This is a genomic window from Algoriphagus aquimarinus, assembly GCF_007997215.1.
GTDB lineage: Bacteria > Bacteroidota > Bacteroidia > Cytophagales > Cyclobacteriaceae > Algoriphagus > Algoriphagus aquimarinus_A.
On the sequence record NZ_VORW01000019.1, the window covers coordinates 71,735 to 91,774 of the forward strand.

Consider the following 20,040-nt stretch of genomic DNA (forward strand, 5'->3'; position numbering starts at 1 on the left):
TAGAAATTTTATTTGTTATTTCTCTAAAATACAAATTCGTAACAAGTTTAAAACCGCAACTGCTGTTAATTGAATATTAAGCATTCTATCCTGAGTCAGTTGAAGTTTCTTAGTTTCTACAAAACCTTCTCCAGCACAGGCAATCCAAACGGTTCCTACAGGTTTTTCCTCCGTTCCTCCACTTGGGCCAGCGATTCCGCTACTTGCTAAGCCAAAGTCGGACTTGAATACTTGGCGAACTCCATTGGACATTTCTTTCACTGTCTCTTCACTCACAGCACCAAATGATGATAAGGTTTCATTCTTTACGTGAAGAATTTCCTCTTTAAATTGATTGTGATAAGGTATTACTGCTCCTTGAAAATACGAACTACTCCCTGAAATACTTGTAATCAAATGAGAAATGTAGCCTCCAGAACAGCTTTCTGCTAAAGCTACCGTTTTGTTATTTGCAGTCAAAAGCTTGCCGATGGCAGTTTCTAATGATTCTGAATCATAGCCATACACGTACTTTTCAATACTAGGTAGGACTAGATCTATTTGCTGTTGAATATCATTTTCGATTTCAGTTTTGTCCGTGCCAAAACCTGTAAGCCGAAGTTTCACATGACCTAAGGAAGGCAAATAAGCTAGTCGGATGTTTTTTGGGAGGGCATTCTCCCAATCTCTGATCAAATCTGCCAGCCAACTTTCTCCTATCCCTACGGTTTTGACCATGCGATGTACAATCACGGGTAGGGGAAACAAGGTAGGAAGTATTGGTAGGACGAAATCAGTCATCAGTTTTTTCATCTCATGGGGTACACCGGGCATAGACATCCAGTAGGTTGCATTGCGCTCAAACCACATCCCAGGAGCAGTGCCCACTTCATTTGGAACGTAGGTACAGCAAGCAGGAAGATGACCCTGAAGTGCGTTAAGAGGTGTCATTTCTCTGCCACGCTTTTTGAAAAACTCAGTTACAGCTTCCACTGCAGCCGGGTTTTCTACAATCGGGCAGTCAAAGTATTCAGCCATCAGCGGTTTGGTCAGGTCATCCTGTGTGGGACCAAGACCTCCAGTGATCAAAATAATATCAGCTCTAGCTTCAGCAGAAGAAAAAGCTGCAAGAATATCTTTTCTATCATCACCTACGGTCGTTTTTCTAACGACTTTGACACCCATCAGATCCAGCTCTTGACTAATCCAATGACTATTCGTGTCTACTATTTGTCCATAGAGTAACTCATCTCCAATGGCTATTATTTCGGCTCTGACTACTTTCATGTGTATATAATTGTTTTTTTATGGCCACATGGAATCTCGCTGGGTATTATCATTCCGGTGTGTGTCGTCGGGTACGACATGCTCGATTTCATTGTATTATCTTACCTCTGATTTACGTAGGATCTTGGTGAAAATTGCTGGGACAAACCGTTTTAAATAGATGCCCATGGTTTCTTTTCCTCCGATATAGACTTCTTCTTTTTTCTTTTTCAGTGCATTGAAAATCTCCTTTGCACAATCTTCCGCACTCATTCCATTTTCCTGAGCCTTGTCCATTTCATTGAGTGGACTTCCATCCGCAGTCAGGGCATTTTTGGAGACGTCCGTTTTGATGAAGCCAGGGCAAATCATCGTTACCGCAATGTTTTCATCGAAATGCTCTAATCTCAGTGATTCGAAAAAGCCGTGAAGCGCATGCTTGGAGGCCGCATAACTAGATCTGAAAGGTGAGCCGAATTTTCCTACCAAAGAGGAAATTACCCCGAATTGACCTGATTTTCTTGCTATAAAATGGGGTAGAAGAGCTTTAGTAAGCCCTACTGTTCCAAAGAAATTTACTTCCATAAGTTTACGATCTACCGCTAATGGAGTCTCGCGAATCAGAGAGCGCTGGCTGATACCTCCATTGTGAAGCATCATATCTATATGTCCAAAAGCCGCTATTGCTTCCTTGGTTTTTTCTTTGAAAGAAGCCTGATCCAGAAGATCAAGAGGGATTACTTTACAATTTTCAGGGTGAGCACTGGAGGATTTTACTTTTTCCAGCGCTTCTTGATTGCGAGCCGAAAGGATCACAAAAAAGCCTTCTTTTACGAATTTGTAGGCAGAAGCTTCACCGATTCCAGATGAAGCTCCAGTGATCCAAATTACTTTTTTAGACATGGTGCTTATGGATTCTTTCGTAATTGATATAGGTAAAGGCGTATTGATGACGCTCATCTGCAGGGTGGAACTCAGAGAAGGTGACCTTCCAATTTTCTTTATTGAATTCCGGGAAATAGGTGTCTCCCTCAGGGCTGGCTTCAACTTCAGTGAGTACTAACTCATCTGCCAGTGGCAATGTTTGATTGTAAATTTCACCTCCTCCAATTACATAGAGATGGTCTACGTTCATCTTTTGACAAAAGATAAATGCCTTCTCTACACTCTCAAATACGTAATGCCCTTCAGGGACTTGATAGTCCTTATTTCTGGTAATTATGATATGAGTTCGATTAGGAAGAGGCTTGCCCAAAGACTCAAATGTCTTCCTTCCCATTAGAATATAATGTTCAGAAGTGATTCTTTTGAATCGTTTGAAATCATCTGGTAATCGCCAAACTAGGTCATTTTCTCTACCTATGACATTATTGGTAGCCAGCGCGGCTATAAGTGATATCTTCATGCAAAATGCTTCTTGCCTTGAAGATAACAGGCCTAGACACCAGAAAAAATAAAATGGAACAGAATTACTGCTGTTCCATTGATTTCATGATGTTTGGATATTCAGCCATTGTAAGAGACTTAGAAGCCGACTCGTCTATTTCTATTACTTTCATATTGACGGTTTCAGAATCTTTGGAAGTATAGGTTAATTCCATGAAACTTCCCTTTGGCATATTTTTAAATTGCTCAGCATATCTTTCTTGTGCTTTGGATGTCATCATTGGACTGTTTCCACTCCAGAATGATGAATAACCTCCTATTGGCTCCTCAGTGACCCAATAATATCCTTCCCCATCTTCACTTTGCATATGGTATTCTTCACAAGCATATCCCAAGATGTCTTTTGTTCTTCCAGTTTTTTCCAATGACACTTCATATTCATCATCATTGCTTTCCATTTGTTCTTCAACAGCAGCATTTACCTCGTCAAGGTCTAATTTATAGGCTAAACTGGACTTTTTCCCTTTGTTGTCAAGAAAGACTATCGAAGCTTGATTCTTAATATCGAAAACCATAGAGGTCATAGCATTTGGGTTTTTGGGATCCACTAGCTCCATGCCTGTATAATCTCTAGATTCTGACAAGTATGATTTAAATAAAACTGGGTCTTCTGTCTTTCCTTTTTCATCTGTACTTATTATTTCCAAAATAAGATGTCCAAAAAAGTCATATTGATCTTCTGTATCAACTGGTTCGCCAATTCCAGCTAAAACTTTGCTCATATCAAGTCCTGCTGGTGCGCCATCTTCACTGTCACCATACATATCTGAGAATACCTTTTCAAGCTGTTTCTCAGTTATTTTAGCAGCTTCCTTTTCTACTTTTTGTTCGATAGCTTTTTCTACTCCTTTATTAGCGGCATTTTGGATTTTCTTGAGCAATTGAGCTTCCGCAGAAAATGAAAGAGAAGTGAAAAAAAACAGAATAATAAAACTTCGAATGAGATTTTTCATGAGTCTAGGATTTAAAAATTTGTTTAAATAAAAGACTCAAGTTCCTCAAAATCAGAGTAAAAATGAAATAATTATCACTTTTTTCTTTTCTGATCTAATCATGAAAATTTGTAGCCTCTGAGCAAATCGTCCACTTTCATCCGCTTTTTTCCTTCCAGCTGAAGCTCTAAGATTTCTAAAACTCCTTCGCCTGTTTGGACTTTCAAATAGCTTTTATTGTCAGTTTGAAGTTCTCCGATTGCTTTGTTTGTTTTCTGATCTATAGCAAACTTCGTTTTGAAGATTTTGCATATTTTCTCATCAAATCGTGTCCACGCAGCTGGATATGGAGAAAGTCCGCGCACTAGATTATGAATAGATTCTGCGGAGTTAGACCAGTCTATTTCGCCAGTTTCTTTGAAAATCTTTGGAGCATGATGAAGCGCTTTGGATTCATCTTGAGGAAGAGCCTTTACTTTGTCTTCGGCGATATCTTCTACCGTTTTCAGAACAAGTTTCGAACCGATATTCATCAACTTTTCATAGACAGTTCCAAGATCATCTTCTTCTAGAATTGCCACTTTTTCCTGATAGATGATGCTGCCAGTATCAATCTCATGTTTTAGGAAAAAAGTAGTCACCCCAGTTTCCTTATCTCCATTGATAATAGCCCAGTTGATGGGAGCAGCGCCGCGGTAATTTGGTAAAAGTGAAGCATGAAGATTAAAGGTTCCCAAAGGTGGCATATCCCAAACTGATTCAGGCAGCATTCGGAATGCTACCACGATTTGTAAATCCGCTTTGAGCGCACGAAGCTCATCCTGAAACTCTGGAGATTTGAGATTAGTTGGCTGGAGTATATTCAAGTTTAATTTCAGGGCTGCTTCCTTCACAGGTGAAGGAATTAACTTCTGCCCTCGGCCTTTAGGCTTATCCGGTGCAGTGATCACACCTACGATATTCCAGCCATTTTCTACCAGTAATTCCAGGCCTGCCACTGCAAATTCCGGCGTGCCCATATATATGATTCTAAGATTCTTGTTCATTGTTGGGTTAATTTCAGGTTGGAAATTTATGATTTGAAATTTTCTAACTCAGCCTGCAGCTTATTTATAAATCAAGTATTTCTTGCGAAGCGTGCTGTATTCTTCCAAATCTACCTTCCAACTTGCCGTGATTTCAGCTTCCGTTTTTCCATCCATGATCATTTTCTTCAATTGATCTGTGCCAGCAAGGGTGTTGAAGTAGTTGTTGAAGAAAGCCTGATCTTTTCCTGATTTTTGATAAGCATCTAGAAGATACTTCAGGGTAAACTCATGCATCATTGATTCACCTCTCAAATCAACTCCATAGCATTTTTTATCCTGAAGTGGTGGATTCTTCGACATGCCGTCTATGCTCACAGGAGTGAAGGTGAATTCCCCGAATTTTGGATCTGGATAGCCATAAACTTGGAATGGAAAATGTGTGCCTCGGCCTAGAGAAACTATAGTTCCTTCGAAAAAGCAAGTGCTTGGATAAAGTTTGATTGATAGATCATTCGGTAGATTTGGAGAAGGTTTTACAGGTAAATTGTAGGCTTTACTGTGATCCCAATTTCCTACAGGTATCACTTCTAGATTTGCTTTCAATCCACCTTTTAGCCATTTTTCTCCATTGATCATTTGCGCTAGCTCACCGACTGTCAGTCCATGAACGACCGGAATAGGATGCATCCCCACGAAACTTTCGAAGCCTTTTTGCAGCACTGGCCCAGCGATGTAACTCCCGTTTGGATTGGGTCTATCGAAAATGATCACCTTTTTACCATTCTCTGCTGCAGCCTCCATCAGGTAATGCATCGTGCTGATATATGTATAGAATCTCACGCCCACATCCTGCAAGTCGAAAATCAAAACATCTAAATCTTGGATCTGCTCTGGTTTCGGCTTTTTGTTATTTCCATAAAGTGAAATGATAGGAAGGCCAGTTTTTGAGTCAACCGTATTATCAACTTTTTCCCCTGCATCGGCCTGACCACGGAAGCCATGCTCTGGGACAAACACTTTTTTAACCATTACACCTTTTTCCAAAAGAAAATCAACAACATGCTTGTTGTCGCTGTGCGTCAAAATGCTCGTTTGGTTAGCAACTATCCCGACATTTTTGCCTTGAAGCTGATCTAAGTATAGTTCTGGGCGTTCTGCTCCTGATAGTGGAGTGTTTTGTATGGCCAAAGAGGAGAAAGAATTGCTGAGAATTAGCAGTGCTAAACTCAAAAAGTAAATAAAGGGAGTAAGTTTCGTTTGCTTCATGCTATTTTGCGTTCTAATCGAACAAATTAAAGCAGTCCTTTGAACCTTTCCTATTTCATCGCCAAAAGAATCAGTTTCAAGAAAGCTGGAGGATTTTCTGCCACCATACACAAGATTGCTGTAGGAAGCCTAGCATTAGGCTTGGCGGTGTCGCTCATTTCATTTATGGTTTTGGGCGGTTTTCAGAGCACCGTTTCGGAGAAGGTTTACGGTTTCACCGGTCATTATCAGGTACAACGCTTTACCATGAGCAATGCTTTTGAGGAAGCACCTTTTTCTGAAAATTCCAAATTCAGCCAAACTCATCTTAAACTTCCCTTCATCACGAAAGTGCAATCCTTTGCTCACAAAGCAGCTTTGATTAAGGGGGAAGAAGAAGTGCAAGGCGTTCTGATGAAAGGAATTGGGCAGGATTTTGATACGCTGGGCTTTAAAAAATATGTGATTGATGGCAGAATGCTTCGAATTCCTGATGAAGGAACTAGCAATGAAGTGATGCTAAGTCAGTTTATAGCAAACAAACTTTTACTGAAAGTAGGTGATAAAATCACCCTTTACTTTGTACAAGATCCTCCAAGATACAGGCGAGTGGAAGTGGTAGGGATCTTTCAAACCTATCTAGAAAACTTCGATGAAAAGATCATAATCGGAGAATTACAAACCATCAGAAGCCTAAACGATTGGACAAAAGATCAGATAGGTGGCATGGAGATCTTCGTCGATGACTTTAATAACATAGAATCTTATACTCCACAAATAGAGGAGCTTATGGATTATGATTTGAAGTTGATAAGTAGCCAAGACAAGTTTTTAGAGATATTCGATTGGCTTAAGCTGTTGGACAATAATGTCTACGTATTCATTGGTTTGATCGGCTTCGTAGCGATCTTCAATATGGGAGCAATTCTCTTCATTTTGATCATGGAGCGTACTCAAATGATCGGTTTGCTAAAAGCACTGGGATCTACGAATAAGCAGATTAGAAGTATCTTCTTCTGGAATGGAATCAATATACTTTTGAGAGGACTGCTAATTGGAAATGCTCTCGGTCTAGGAATCGGCTTTTTGCAGGATCAATTCAAATTGGTGCCACTTGATGCCGCTAGCTATTACATGAGCTATGTGCCAATTGACTGGAATTGGCCAGCATTTATCTTGATCAATATTGGTATTACTGTGTTGACTGCGGCGGTACTTTGGATACCAGTGATGGTAATTTCCAGAGTAGATCCTATTCGCTCTATACGCTTTGATTGATCTTATAAGGGCGAAAAATGCTCTTTATCTTCATCAAAATCACACCTAACACAGCTTCCTTAAATATCCCGCTACTCATCTTGGAAGTACCCTTGGTACGGTCTGTAAAAATGATCGGAACTTCAATGACTTTGAATCCCAATTTCCACGAAGTGAATTTCATTTCAATCTGGAAAGCATAACCCACAAATCGTACTTCGTCAAGTTTGATTCCTTTTAGAACTGATTTGTGGTAGCACTTGAATCCAGCTGTGGCGTCTTTGATCGGTAAACCTGTGATGAATTTCACATAGACACTGGCAAAATAAGACATCAACACTCTTCCCATTGGCCAGTTTACCACATTCACTCCTGTGATATACCTGGAGCCAATCGCCAAGTCAAAACTCCTGTCAGCACAAACATTATAAAGTTTGATTAGGTCATTAGGATTATGAGAAAAATCGGCATCCATTTCGAAAATGAAATCATAATCCTTCTCTAAGGCCCATTTGAACCCTGTGATGTAGGCAGTGCCCAATCCTAGTTTTCCTTTTCGCTCAATCAAATGAAGTCTATCTGGAAAGGCTACTTGCTGACTTTTTACAAGTTTTCCTGTTCCATCTGGACTGCCATCGTCAATGACTAAAAGTTCAAATCCACCCTCAAGATTCATCACGGCATGGATCATCTCCAGGATGTTTTCTTTCTCATTGAAAGTCGGAATTATGACGAGTTTTCTGTGGTCCATAGTTGAGTAAAGGCCAAAAGTAAACTTAATGACCGATTTTAGAAGAATGGTCAGTATAAATTTTGGTTAAAGTATAAATTTGTGTAAAAAATAATGAAGCAGCACGTAGCTATTGTTAGTTATTTCTCGGTTGGAGCATACGATTCTAATACCGTAGATGAAAATCTAATCTTGTCTGAAATTCTAAGTGAGTTGAAGATTTCTCATGAGATCGTTAGCTGGTCCGACCCGCAAGTCGATTGGAGTAAATTTTCATTGCTCCTAATTAAGTCTACTTGGGACTACTTTGATTACTATCCAGAGTTTTTGACTTGGATAGAAACTATCCGAACTCTTGGAATACCTACACTAAACAACTTAGATACAATTCTTTGGAACTCTTCGAAAAAATATCTTTTGGAAATTGAATCAAAAGGGTTTCCTGTGATTGCCGGGATGATTTTGGAAAAAGGAAAGTTGATATCCCAAGATGAGATAAAAGCTAAGGTCAAATCTGAATTTTGTGTTGTGAAGCCTTTGGTGAGTGGTGGGGCAAAGAATACCTTGAAATTGGCCAGTCAGGATTGGGGCAAACATGCTGAAAAAGTGCAAGCTTGGGTAAACGAAGAGGCATTTTTGATACAGCCATTCATTTCTGAGGTGGAAAAAGTAGGGGAGTATTCCTTACTGTTTTTCAATGGCAAGTTTTCCCATGCAGTTTTGAAAACCCCAGCAAGCAAAGATTTTCGAGTTCAACATTATTTTGGTGGCACTATCACCCCTATAGATCCTTCAGAATCCATGTTATCTTCATGTCAGGCCATGGTAGATGAATTTGCATCGGAAAGCTTGTACGTACGAGTAGATGGGGTAGAGATTGAAGGTAAGTTCCATTTGATGGAGTTGGAAATGATCGAACCTTACCTGTTTCTCGCGCTGAGCGATCAGGCAATTCCTAATTACAAAAGAGCTATTGCAGCCCGTTTAGGTTAAGAAGCACAATAAGCAAGTTGATCTTTTGCATATTGGCTTCCTTTGTTTGCAGCAGTTTGGAGAAGCAAGCAGCCTTCGGAATCACCCATAGCGGCTAAACAAATGCCTTTGTGAGCCATAGCTTCTATATGATTGGGGTTTTTCTTTAAGACTTTGTCAAAATCCTCAATTGCCCATGTTACATAACCTGCATTCATGTAAGCAAACCCACGGTTATAAATTCCTACCATATTATCAGGCTCTCGGTTTACATAAGAATTGAAGGAAGCAGCACAACCCAACGCATCTCCTTGGTAGGCTAGAGCCATTCCAGTATAGAAATAAACTTTTGTATGATCAGGATTCAACTCGGTAGCTCGTCTTAGAAACTCTTCTGCCGATTTGAATTTGCCCGTCATAATTCTCGTCCGTCCAAGTAGATATAAAATATCAAAATCATTGGAATCAAGGGATGCTGCACGAAGAAGTCTCAATTCAGCATTTTTGTAATCTTTTTGCTCGAACAATAGCTTTCCCAAACCAGCATAAGCCTGAGCATATTGATCGTCTATGGAGATAATCCGTTCGTAATCGGCTTTGGATTTCTCTAGTTCTCCGATTTCTTCATAACTCCGAGCCCGCATATGAAGTGCCTTGACATCAGTCACATGAAAGAAGAGGTATTGATTCAGGTCGGAGATGGCATCCTCGTACTTCTTATCATTAAAAAGATGCTCAATATTTTGAATGCTGCTTGAGCATGAGCTACTTGCAATAATTAATAAAAGAATAGTCAGGGTACGTAAAAGTCGTTTCATGACTAAATGAACAAAAAAATAAGGATTAGGAAAAATATTTCTTGTGAAATTTTCCTAATCCTTTTATTATTTCAATTACCGATAGTGAAATGGTCCTAATCTCTTGAAAATTAGAGAACTCCCTTAGTACTTGGAAGTTGATTAATATTTCTAGGATCACGCATCACTGCCATTTTGATGGCTCGTGCCAAAGCCTTGAACATAGCTTCAATTTTATGATGCTCGTTAGCGCCTTCAGCTTTGATATTCAGGTTGCATTTGGCAGTATCTGAGAAGGATTTGAAGAAATGATAAAACATCTCTGTTGGCATATCACCAACTTTCTCACGCTTGAATTCTGCATCCCAAACGATCCAAGGTCTTCCTCCAAAATCAATTGCAACTTGTGCCAAAACATCATCCATCGGCAAAAGGAAGCCATAGCGATAAATACCTTTTTTATCTCCCAAAGCCTTCAAATAGGCTTCTCCTAGAGCTAGGGCTGTATCTTCAATCGTGTGGTGCTCGTCAATGTGAAGGTCACCATTTACCTTGATTTCCAGATCAGTGCTACCATGCTTGCCGAGTTGCTCCAGCATGTGGTCAAAGAAATGCAAGCCTGTTTTGATGTCACAATGCCCGTTTCCGTCAAGATTTAGCTTGATATAAATGTCTGTTTCAGAAGTCTTCCGACTTACTTCAGCAGAGCGGGGAGGCATTTTCAAAAACTCATAGATATCATCCCAATCTGTAGTGCTCAATGCTGCGCTTTCAGTAGGCTCACCAATGAAGATAGCTTTCGCTCCTAGATTCTCAGCGAGCTTCACATCCGTCAATCGATCTCCAATCACATAGGAATTCGCAAGGTCATATTCTTCAGAAAAGTAAGCGGTCAGAAGCCCTGTATTTGGCTTTCTGGTTGGAGCATTTTCACTTTCGAAAGTCTTGTCTACGTGAATTTCCTTGAAGAAAATATTCTCCTGCTCCAGCGTTTTTAGCATTTTGAATTGTGCTGGCCAGAAGGTGCTTTCAGGAAAAGAATCCGTTCCCAAACCATCTTGGTTTGTCACCATCACCAATTCATAATTAGTTTCCTCAGCGATCTTGCGTAGGTTTGAAATTGCCTTTGGCAAAAACTCCAACTTCTCTAAGCTATCAACCTGAAAATCAGTAGGTGGTTCTTTGATGATAGTCCCGTCACGGTCTATAAAAAGTACTTTCTTCTTCATGGTTTATAGGTTAAAGCTTTCTGTATAGATTTTCTTCAATGCTTGAATAAAGGCTTCATTTTCAGATCTTGTTCCCACTGAGATCCTGAGGCAATCTTCGCACAATTGTACTTTGGAACGGTTTCTTACAATGATTTTTTCCTCTATCAGATCATCATACACATGACTGGCATTCGGTATTTTCACCAAAAGGAAATTGGCGTGAGTAGGATGGATCTTCTGTATGTAATCCAGCTTCTCCAATTCGCCTTTCAGGAAGTCCTTTTCAGCAAGGATATCCTGCGTCATTTTGGCCACTTTCTCCTGATTTTGGATAGCAGCCAAGACTGTTTCCTGTGTCAAACCTGAGATATTATAAGGAGGCTTGATTCGGTTCAGAATCTTGATCATTTTCTTGGATGCAAAGGCCATTCCCAATCGCAAGGAAGCAAGGCCCCAAGCTTTGGAAAATGTCTGCATCACCAAGAGATTTCCGTATTTACCCAGTTCAGTGGTGAAGCTCGGCTCGTCACTGAAATCAATGTAGGCTTCGTCTACGACTACCAATCCATTAAATTCCTGAAGCAAACGCAGAATATCGTCTCTCTTCACCTTATTCCCGCTAGGGTTATTTGGGGAACAGACGAAAATTATCTTGGTATGTGCATCAGTTGCTGCCAGAATTTTGTCTGGCTGAAGTTGGAAATCGGCAGTCAAAGGGACTTTTCGAGTTTCTACGTCATTAATATTAGCGCTCACTTCATACATCCCGTACGTAGGAGGTAGAAGAATCACATTATCAATTCCTGGATTACAGAAAGCACGGAAAAGCAAGTCAATCGCCTCATCCGAACCGTTTCCCAAGAAAATATGAGAAGGTTTTACGTCTTTGATTTTGGCAATCTCGGCTTTGAGTTCCAGCTGATATGGGTCTGGATATCTATTGTAATCCTGATCGGTAATAGAACCGTAAGGATTTTCATTTGCGTCCAAAAACACTCCTTCTTTCCCGGTATATTCATCTCGGGCAGAAGTGTATGGTTGCAAGTTGGCTATGTGTGGCCTAAGTAGTGGATCTAAGTCAAACTTCATTTTTTCTGGTTTTTCAGATGTTTGAGTCTAATACTGACAGCATTTTTGTGAGCTTGGAGAAGTTCATTTTCAGCCATCACTTCTATTGTTGGTCCCAGATTTTTTAATCCTTCTGGGCTGATTTTCTGGTATGTCATTTTCTTCAAGAAGCTATCCAAAGACACTCCGCTGTAATTTCTGGCGTAGCCATAAGTTGGCAGTGTATGGTTAGTTCCTGAAGCATAATCTCCTGCCGACTCAGGTGTATAATTTCCTACGAAAACAGAACCTGCATTATAGATTCCATCTACAGCCTCATCTTCGTTGGATACACTGATTATCAAGTGTTCAGGAGCATAGTAGTTGATCAGTTCTAAGGCGGTTTCCATGTCGTCAATAATTACTGCCCGTGAATTTGATAAAGCCTTTTTCGCTAAATCCTTCCTAGGAAGCACATCAAGTTGAGCATCTATTTCCTTGATCACTCGCTGAGCGAATTTCTCAGAATCCGTCACCAAGATCACCTGGCTATCGACTCCATGCTCAGCTTGAGAAAGCAGATCTGCAGCTACAAAAGCTGGAATGGCAGTTTCATCTGCATACACTAGAACTTCAGAAGGTCCAGCAGGCATATCTATAGCCACACCATATTTGGTGGCCGTTTGCTTGGCAGCAGTTACAAATTGATTTCCAGGACCAAAGATCTTATCAACTTTTGGCACGCTTTCAGTTCCAAATGTCATCGCAGCGATAGCCTGAGCTCCGCCTACTTTCACGATTTTGGTGATACCAATCAAATTGGCTGTATACAGAATCGCCGGGTGGATTTTCCCTTCCTTATTGGGTGGCGAGCAAAGCACAATTTCTTTACAACCAGCCAATACTGCTGGAATTCCCAGCATCAATACGGTACTGAATAGCGGCGCTGTTCCTCCGGGAATATACAGTCCTACCTTTTGGATAGGCACACTTTTTCTCCTGCAAATCACACCTGGCATCACTTCATCTACTAATTCTGGAGTAGCCTGAGCCATGTGGAAACGCTCAATATTGGTTTTGGCCACATTGATAGCTGCTTTCAACTCTGGTGAAATGGCCGCTAATGCTGCTTGGATTTCTACTTCAGATGGAAATAGAGAGTCCAATTCCACATGATCGTATTCCATAGCGAATTTGAGCAGTGCCTTATCACCATTCCTTTTTACTTTACGCAGAATCGGCTTTACGATCTTATTGATCTCCTTGGTTTTGAAAACTGGACGGGCCAGATGTTTCTTCCAAGTATCCTTAGCGGGGTTGTCAAGGATTTTCATTTGTTACGTGTCTAATGTGGAAAATACTGCTTAGCGCAGTTATAGAATCATCTTTTCAATAGGTACCACGAGGATTCCCTCGGCGCCAGCTGCTCTCAATTCTTCAATGTTTTCCCAGAATTGATCCTCATTTAATACAGAGTGAACGGACGACCAACCTTCCTGCGCAAGTGGCAAAATAGTAGGGCTTCTCATTCCCGGAATCAAATTGATGATTTTGTCGATAGCTTCGTTTGGAGCGTTGAGCAAAACGTATTTACTGCTTTTACCTTTTTGTACGGCATTGATTCTGAAAAGTAATTTTTCAGCGATCTCTTTTTTCCAATCTGGAAGATTGTTGTGAGCTATCAAAACAGCTTCGGATTTGAAGATTTCCTCTACTTCCTTTAGGCCATTCATCATGAGTGTAGAGCCAGAGCTCACGATATCGCAGATACCTTCTGCCAAACCTATGCTAGGTGCGATCTCTACCGAACCGGAGATTTCGTGGATATCTGCATTGATGTTTTGGCTTTTCAGATAATCGCCAAGGATTTTAGGATAGGAGGTCGCAATGCTTTTCCCTTCGAAAAACTCTACTCCTGAGTACTCTTGACCTTTAGATACTGCCAGGGAAAGTCGGCATTTGGAAAAGCCCAACGCCTTCATCGTAGTGACATTTTTGTCTTTTTCTACCACTTCATTTTGCCCTACAATTCCTAAGTCAGCAACACCATCAGCTACATAGCCAGGTATATCGTCATCTCGAAGGAATAAGAATTCAATGGGGAAATTGGTGGATGTAGACTTGAGTTTGCCTGTTCCATTATAAAACTTGATGCCACATTCTTTGATGAGGCTAAGTGAATCTTCAGATAGTCTGCCGCTTTTCTGCACGGCAATACGGATTATTTGTTCCATGGTCGTAAGTTACGCTAAGAAGTAAAAGGTTGTAATAAATGTTGGTGAAAAACGGAATCCCTATCATCGGCTTCACCGGGTGTGTAAAAATATTCCTCAGGAGGAATGATGGAAATGGTGCACCAAGTTGCCTTGATGTGCAGTTGCTAAAAAGTCAATATTTCTATTGTTGTTTTCCATTATCGTTGGCAAAGATAGGTGTGGATTAAGAAAATGCAAACGGAGAAGTGTTTTTTTGAAAGTCTTTTTTAACCACAAAGAATACCAAGGTTTGGTAAAATGGTTTGAGTTCACAGTTAATATTTAATACATTTTAATTTCTCAACAATGAAATCTATACAATACCTGCTGCGACTGAATACTTGAAGTTTGGATGAATTGTTATTCTCGGTCTAAGAATTTATCCAAAGTTTCCATGTCGCCAGCTAATGCTTTTCTTATGATCTGATTCCAGTCTGCTTGTTTTTCGCTATTCATACCATTTCGAGTTTGACTGTCATACAATTCCTGCAAGCGATTCATTTCTCTGTAGGCATCCAGATAGATGTCATTGAGTGTTGCTTCAAACAGAAATGGTTCCAGCTCCACATTTTCCAATCTAATAATCATACGATTAGCCGCAATTCTAGTGAGGTCAAAATGTCTTTGCTCATGGTTATTGGCATATTCACTAGCGTCCTTTACCCACGATTGTTCGGGTAGCATGTATACCTTAACTGAAATGACCTGTACTATTTCTCCATTTTCAATATTGGCATTTCCTTCAATAGATATACTGCTGAAAATTGTTGCGTTGAAAGAACTTGTTGGGTTTGGTGTCTCCGTGAAATCTGCCCATGTCAAGGGTCTCTCTGGATCATAAAAAACAGTGTCTTTTGAGCTCTCTCTAATTGGATCGTTTATATTCAACCTTACTTTTTTTACCAAAGACCTATTGGTTAGGTATTGGGTACTAAGCCAAGAATCGAAGTATTCCCAGCTACTTTCAAACAATTTGTGGATGGAAGATTCCACATAATGCATCTGTGTGCCCGGTCTTCCATATTGAACTTTACTAGTGAAATCGACCAAATGAACAGGTTCGTTTTCTCCAATTAGAAAGAAACCTAAACTCAATTGTATATCACCTCTATATCCTTTGAAATCAGGATGGTAGATTTCCTTAAGATCCAGCTTATAAACTTTCACCAGAAACTTATAATAAGGGTTTTTGGTAGAGTTGATTCTCGCATTGTAAAACGCTAGAACCTCCTGAGGTAGGTTGTCTGCGAAGCTGGCGGGATGTTTATTCCGCTGAGGATCATAGATCTGACCTATTGACTTTTGTGCGCGGGAATCTATGACTTGCTTAAATGTGTAATCTCTTGTCTGAGGAGTATTTCCATCAGACTTAAGCTTCAAGATTACATCTTGCCCAAAGGAATGGCCGGTGCAAAGAAATAGAAGTAATGATAGATAAGCTGATGACAGAATTCGAGTCATTGGGGAATAGAGCAAGGAAATAGAAACTTCAAGGATGACTTGACTATTCACGAAACTAATCAACAATTGGTTATCGTAGCATTGTCTTATACAAGAGAATGACTAGGTGAATTGGATGTTTTGGACTTTTGAAGTTCGTCGAATTAGTTTTGAGGGAATAAATGAGAATGGCAAAAAAAAGAAGTGTAGCCAAAGACTACACTTCAATTATATTCATTCAATACTTCTTTACTTGAAAAGTTGAGGAGCAAAAATCACGAGATAATCTCTCCAATTTGCCCAAGTATGTCCTCCATCACTTTCATGATATTCATGTTCGAAATCTGTTTTATCTAATATAGAAAGTAGTCTTTTGTTTGACTCCATTACAAAATCGTCTTTGCCGCAACCAATCCAATACTTAGTAACACCGCTAGCTTTCAAAGCCGCAAATTTTTTCTCCAGCTCAGCCATGTCTGCGTTTGCATCAAAAATCCCGCTACTAAAAACTCCGATATAACCAAAAGTTCCAGGGTATTCAGTAGATGCTGTAATTGTATGTGCACCGCCCATAGAAAGCCCTGCAAGCGCTCTGTTTTCTTTATTTGCCTTCACTCTGTAGTTCTTTTCAATGTAAGGCATCACATCTTTCACTAGGCTCTTTTCAAATTGACCCTGAAATTTTGCATAGGTCTCTCGGGTAGGAGCTGCAGCTCCTGGGATAGTTCGGAGTGTGCTCGTTTGCCATGCATTTCCATTAGTCATGACGATAATCATTGGCTTAGCTTTTCCCTCAGCGATCAGGTTATCCAAGATATCATTTGCTTTACCTAATGCCGACCATGCATCTTCATCTCCTCCTGCTCCATGTAGGAGATATAGCACAGGATAAGTTTCATTTCCAGAATCATATCCGGGAGGAGTATAGACATACATTCTTCTGTAGCTGTCTAGTGATGGAGATTGGTACCAAACCTTTGAAAGGGAGCCATGCGCAACCTCATTCAATTCAAAAACTTCCGCACTTTCTCCTGGAACTATCAGTAAACTCGCATATCGAGTACCATCCCTCAAAGCTTGGGGATTAGTTGGGTCAATGGCAGAGACTCCATCTATGATAAAATTGTAATGGTACATAGAAGACTTCAAAGGATCGATAGTAGCCGTCCATACTCCATTCTCCTCTTTTTTAAGAGGTAAGGTTTCTCCGAAACCCATCCAGCTTCCATTAATAGCTACAGCATTTGCAGTGGGAGAAAAGATTCGAAAGCTGACTGAGTTATTAGGACTCACTTCAGGCGAAACCACCTTTGGTGCTTGCATCGCACTGATTTCTTGCGCTTGGGCGATTGTCGCTCCGCAAAGTAAAACCAAAGCTAGTATTGCAGATTTTAACTTAATAAGTTTCATGTTTTTTGGTTTTAAGGTTATTTGAAAAGTTGAGGAGCAAACTGAGTCAGATATACTCTCCAGTTTCTCCAGATATGACCACCTTCTGATTCTACATACTTATAAGGCATTCCCATAGCGTCCAGCTTGGCTCTATATTCTTTATTGGCGTCGTATAGAAAGTCAGTTTTACCGATTGCTATCCAATAAAGTTTGTAACCGTTATCCATCTGAGTTTTCAACGTACCGTCAATATCACTGTAAACACTATTAGTAGCATCTTCACGTGGCATAATTGCCGCTGAAAAAAGTCCCATGTAATCAAAGGTGTTTGGATAGAATCTTGATATATGCATGGTATGATACCCGCCCATAGAAAGTCCGGCAATGGCACGATCAGCTTTGTTTGCTTTCACTTGATAGTTATTTTCTACGAATTTGATTATGTCCTTAAAGCTTCCTTCATAAGTTCCGTCCATAGTTTTTGGGATCATAAATGCAGGCTTATACATTCCTTCATTTCCTTCTCCAGGAGCGGCATCCTGGATCACATTTCCATTTGGCATTACTACGATCATCGGCTTTGCTTTGCCCTGCGCGATGAGATTATCCATAATTTGAGCTGTTCTGCCCAAAGCTATCCATGCTTCCTCGTCACCTCCTGCTCCGTGTAATAGATATAAAACTGGAAATTTTTCATTTGATTGCTCGTATCCTGGAGGTGTGTAGATAGTAAGTCTTCGATCCATTTTCAATCCTGGGGAATCATACCAGCGACGCGCCACAGTTCCATGCGGTACATCCTTCACTTTATATAAGGCAGCTTGTCCTTCGCCGACGATAAATATATTAGTTACAGAAGCCACGTCACGGATTAAGAAAGGATTGCTTTGATCAGTAGTTTTTAAACCGTCTACTATAAATGAATAGCTATAAAGCTCCGGAGATAGAGCTGAAGAGGTAAATGACCATACACCTTTATCGTCTTTCGTAAGTTCAGCCATACCTGGGCCATCCATTTCACCTCTCGGCGTTTCCACTTTTACTGTAGGGAGAAAATCTCCTGTTACCTGAACAGACGTTGCTCCAGGAGTGAAGATTCTGAAAGTAACAGAACTGTCATCATGGATTTCCGGCGATGTGATTTGCGCGGCTCCAAATAATGCTTCTTGGGCTTGTGCGTTCATTCCTATCAGGAAAAGCGATAGGAGGGTGAGGAGTAGGTTTCTTTTCATGCGAAAGGTTTCTTTTGGGTTGAAATTGTGGGGTTGTCAGAGAATACTGGTTGCTCTAAAAATTCTATTGTGTCATCATGACAATTAAGTAATTATCTCGATGATTTCCAAAGAGGTGCAGGTCCACTCTCTTGATTATTGAATTATAAAATCAAAACCTGTATCAAATAGCCTTCTCCATTATTCGTCTGAAGCTCAACTAAATCACAGCCTATTTTGATAATTGTATGGAAAGTGCTCGCTAAATGAATTCTATCGGACGAAGTGTGTTCGGAAGTGTACAGCTAATTTATTGGCACCAGCAGGTAAAGCGGCAGTATGAAATTTTTTCAAGATTAAATTTAGTTAACAAGCCAATTCTGATGCAACCCTTCAAATTGCAGATTTGCCATTAAAGTGTCCGCCAGCAATACAAACGATCGGCGATATGACCATTTATTGTACAGGTTTTGTTAAAAAATTGATATTTCTTTCAGAATTTAATTCTGAAAATCTGCTAAAAAATTAATTTTTTGAAAAAATTGAAGTCTGCAAGCGAAGATTGTTTTTGGATTGGTACGCACTTAGCAATAGGGAGAGCACAACACTTCTAAACCAACATAATATGAAAACCTTATTCACAGTAGCATTAGCCAGCGCATTATCTTTTAGCTCATTAGTAGCCAGCGCAAGTGAGGATTTGAGAGCACTTTCTACAGTAAATTCAAATTACAAGAAAATTAACGTCACTCTTACTGAGGGACTTGGTAAAGCCAAAATATCCATTCTGGATGCAGATGGAAAAAGCCTAAATAGCAGAAACGTTCGTGTCAAGGATGAAAACCTGATGGTTCCCTACGACTTGAAAAATTTGCCAGCAGGTGAGTATCAAGTGAAAATCGCTACAGATAAAGAAGAAGTAATTTATACCGTAGAAACAAGTGAAAAACCAGCGCCAGCATCAGCATTGCCTTTGATGGCTTCTGGCAAAGTAGTAGACAATAACACTGTAAACTTGACAGTTATTGGCCTAGACAAGCCAGGGGTAGATGTAGAGGTTTACTCTACAGAAACTGGAGAGGTAATTTACAAAGATCACATAGCTCAAGCTGAAGGCTTCAAAAAGGATTATTCATTCAGCAAAATGACTACGAAAGACATCTACATGAAAGTGATTGATGCTCAAGGAAGAAGCAAAACACTACACTTTGACCCGTCCTGAAATAGATTGACAGATTTAAGTTAGTAAAATTAGCCGAGGGAGATTTTCTTCCTCGGTTTTTTGATGGATTTCATTTGGGGTTTTCATATTGAGACTTAGGTGAGGTCTTTCCTGGTTGAAAATGTTTATGGATTCTTTAATTAAGCATTCTAATTCCTTGCCTGTGTTGCAGGTTTCTAGTAAGAATTCTTGTTTTAATATACCATTGATTCGTTCGGCTAATGCATTTTGATAACAATCATAGCCATCTGTCATAGATGGTTTTATTTGGCTGGAGGTTAATTTTTCTTGATAAAGTGCAGAACAATACTGTAGTCCCCGGTCAGAGTGATGGATAAGTGGCCAAGTTGTTTTTCTGTTTTTTATAGCCATCTGAAGTGCTTTAACCACATTTCCTGCGCTCATGTCATCACTAAGGCGATACCCATTATTTTTCTGCTAAATGCATCAGTGACTAAGCTCAGATAGTGCGTACGTTCCCTGCTTCTAACATAGGTGATGTCACTGACGAAGACTTCCTCCATTCTTGAAGGTACCAGATCCCTGAGTAAATTAGGATGCTTTTTTAACCAATGCTTGGAATGGGTTGTCTTGGTATAGCTTTTTAATG

18 protein-coding genes and 1 pseudogene are annotated in these 20,040 nt (G+C 40.1%); 3 read left to right on the top strand and 16 right to left on the bottom strand.

Annotation, left to right across the window (positions count from 1 at the left end):
• Nucleotides 1-15: 15 nt before the first annotated feature.
• The 6 genes from ESV85_RS18425 to ESV85_RS18450 form a co-directional block, all read right to left on the bottom strand.
• On the bottom strand, nt 16-1,266 hold the full coding sequence (locus ESV85_RS18425) for a competence/damage-inducible protein A (protein ID WP_146920220.1): 1,251 nt from the start codon (nt 1,264-1,266) through the stop codon (nt 16-18).
• A 96-nt stretch (nt 1,267-1,362) separates the two neighbouring features.
• Nucleotides 1,363-2,148, bottom strand: coding sequence for an SDR family oxidoreductase (locus tag ESV85_RS18430; protein ID WP_146920222.1), 786 nt, complete (start codon nt 2,146-2,148; stop codon nt 1,363-1,365).
• A complete protein-coding gene (locus ESV85_RS18435) occupies nt 2,141-2,650 on the bottom strand; it encodes a dihydrofolate reductase (protein WP_146920224.1) in 510 nt (169 codons plus the stop codon). Before ESV85_RS18435 ends, ESV85_RS18430 begins: the two co-directional genes overlap by 8 nt.
• Nucleotides 2,651-2,714: 64 nt before the next feature.
• Nucleotides 2,715-3,644, bottom strand: a complete 930-nt coding sequence (locus ESV85_RS18440; RefSeq protein WP_146920226.1) for a DUF4412 domain-containing protein — start codon at nt 3,642-3,644, stop codon at nt 2,715-2,717.
• A gap of 98 nt (nt 3,645-3,742) precedes the next feature.
• Entirely contained in the window at nt 3,743-4,669 is a 927-nt protein-coding gene (fmt, locus tag ESV85_RS18445) for a methionyl-tRNA formyltransferase (RefSeq protein ID WP_146920228.1), read from the bottom strand.
• Between the two features lie 60 nt (nt 4,670-4,729).
• A complete protein-coding gene (locus ESV85_RS18450) occupies nt 4,730-5,917 on the bottom strand; it encodes an exo-beta-N-acetylmuramidase NamZ domain-containing protein (RefSeq protein ID WP_146920230.1) in 1,188 nt (395 codons plus the stop codon).
• 39 nt (nt 5,918-5,956) lie between these two features.
• Between ESV85_RS18450 and ESV85_RS18455 the strand changes: the two genes are divergently transcribed.
• Complete coding sequence (locus ESV85_RS18455; RefSeq protein ID WP_146920231.1) at nt 5,957-7,174, top strand: ABC transporter permease; 1,218 nt, start codon at nt 5,957-5,959, stop codon at nt 7,172-7,174.
• Here the strand turns inward: ESV85_RS18455 and ESV85_RS18460 are convergent.
• On the bottom strand, nt 7,158-7,904 hold the full coding sequence (locus ESV85_RS18460) for a polyprenol monophosphomannose synthase (RefSeq protein WP_146920233.1): 747 nt from the start codon (nt 7,902-7,904) through the stop codon (nt 7,158-7,160). The genes ESV85_RS18455 and ESV85_RS18460 overlap by 17 nt on opposite strands.
• Nucleotides 7,905-7,997: 93 nt before the next feature.
• Between ESV85_RS18460 and ESV85_RS18465 the strand changes: the two genes are divergently transcribed.
• Nucleotides 7,998-8,876 carry a RimK family alpha-L-glutamate ligase gene (locus ESV85_RS18465; protein WP_146920235.1) on the top strand — a complete coding sequence of 293 codons (879 nt, stop codon included), beginning with the start codon at nt 7,998-8,000 and terminating at the stop codon, nt 8,874-8,876.
• Here the strand turns inward: ESV85_RS18465 and ESV85_RS18470 are convergent.
• From ESV85_RS18470 to ESV85_RS18505, 8 genes are all read right to left on the bottom strand, one after another.
• The gene (locus tag ESV85_RS18470) at nt 8,873-9,673 is read right to left on the bottom strand and encodes a tetratricopeptide repeat protein (RefSeq protein WP_146920237.1); all 801 of its coding nucleotides are present in this window, start codon (nt 9,671-9,673) and stop codon (nt 8,873-8,875) included. The genes ESV85_RS18465 and ESV85_RS18470 overlap by 4 nt on opposite strands.
• Nucleotides 9,674-9,783: 110 nt before the next feature.
• On the bottom strand, nt 9,784-10,881 hold the full coding sequence (gene hisB / locus ESV85_RS18475) for a bifunctional histidinol-phosphatase/imidazoleglycerol-phosphate dehydratase HisB (RefSeq protein ID WP_146920239.1): 1,098 nt from the start codon (nt 10,879-10,881) through the stop codon (nt 9,784-9,786).
• 3 nt (nt 10,882-10,884) lie between these two features.
• Nucleotides 10,885-11,952 (bottom strand): histidinol-phosphate transaminase, encoded by a 1,068-nt coding sequence (gene hisC / locus ESV85_RS18480; protein ID WP_146920241.1) that lies wholly within the window; start codon nt 11,950-11,952, stop codon nt 10,885-10,887.
• Nucleotides 11,949-13,244 (bottom strand): histidinol dehydrogenase, encoded by a 1,296-nt coding sequence (gene hisD / locus ESV85_RS18485; RefSeq protein WP_146920243.1) that lies wholly within the window; start codon nt 13,242-13,244, stop codon nt 11,949-11,951. The genes hisC and hisD overlap by 4 nt, the downstream gene beginning before the upstream one ends.
• Before the next feature lie 39 nt (nt 13,245-13,283).
• Nucleotides 13,284-14,144: an ATP phosphoribosyltransferase gene (gene hisG, locus ESV85_RS18490; RefSeq protein ID WP_146920245.1), complete on the bottom strand. Its 861-nt coding sequence runs from the start codon at nt 14,142-14,144 to the stop codon at nt 13,284-13,286.
• 381 nt (nt 14,145-14,525) lie between these two features.
• A complete protein-coding gene (locus tag ESV85_RS18495) occupies nt 14,526-15,677 on the bottom strand; it encodes a hypothetical protein (protein WP_146920247.1) in 1,152 nt (383 codons plus the stop codon).
• 177 nt (nt 15,678-15,854) lie between these two features.
• Complete coding sequence (locus ESV85_RS18500) at nt 15,855-17,015, bottom strand: esterase (protein ID WP_146920249.1); 1,161 nt, start codon at nt 17,013-17,015, stop codon at nt 15,855-15,857.
• Between the two features lie 17 nt (nt 17,016-17,032).
• A complete protein-coding gene (locus ESV85_RS18505) occupies nt 17,033-18,229 on the bottom strand; it encodes an esterase (RefSeq protein ID WP_146920251.1) in 1,197 nt (398 codons plus the stop codon).
• A gap of 604 nt (nt 18,230-18,833) precedes the next feature.
• Here ESV85_RS18505 and ESV85_RS18510 point away from each other — a divergent pair.
• The gene (locus ESV85_RS18510) at nt 18,834-19,430 is read left to right on the top strand and encodes a copper resistance protein CopC (RefSeq protein WP_146920252.1); all 597 of its coding nucleotides are present in this window, start codon (nt 18,834-18,836) and stop codon (nt 19,428-19,430) included.
• A 15-nt stretch (nt 19,431-19,445) separates the two neighbouring features.
• Here the strand turns inward: ESV85_RS18510 and ESV85_RS18515 are convergent.
• Nucleotides 19,446-20,040: pseudogene (locus tag ESV85_RS18515) on the bottom strand (IS3 family transposase); the annotation flags it as partial.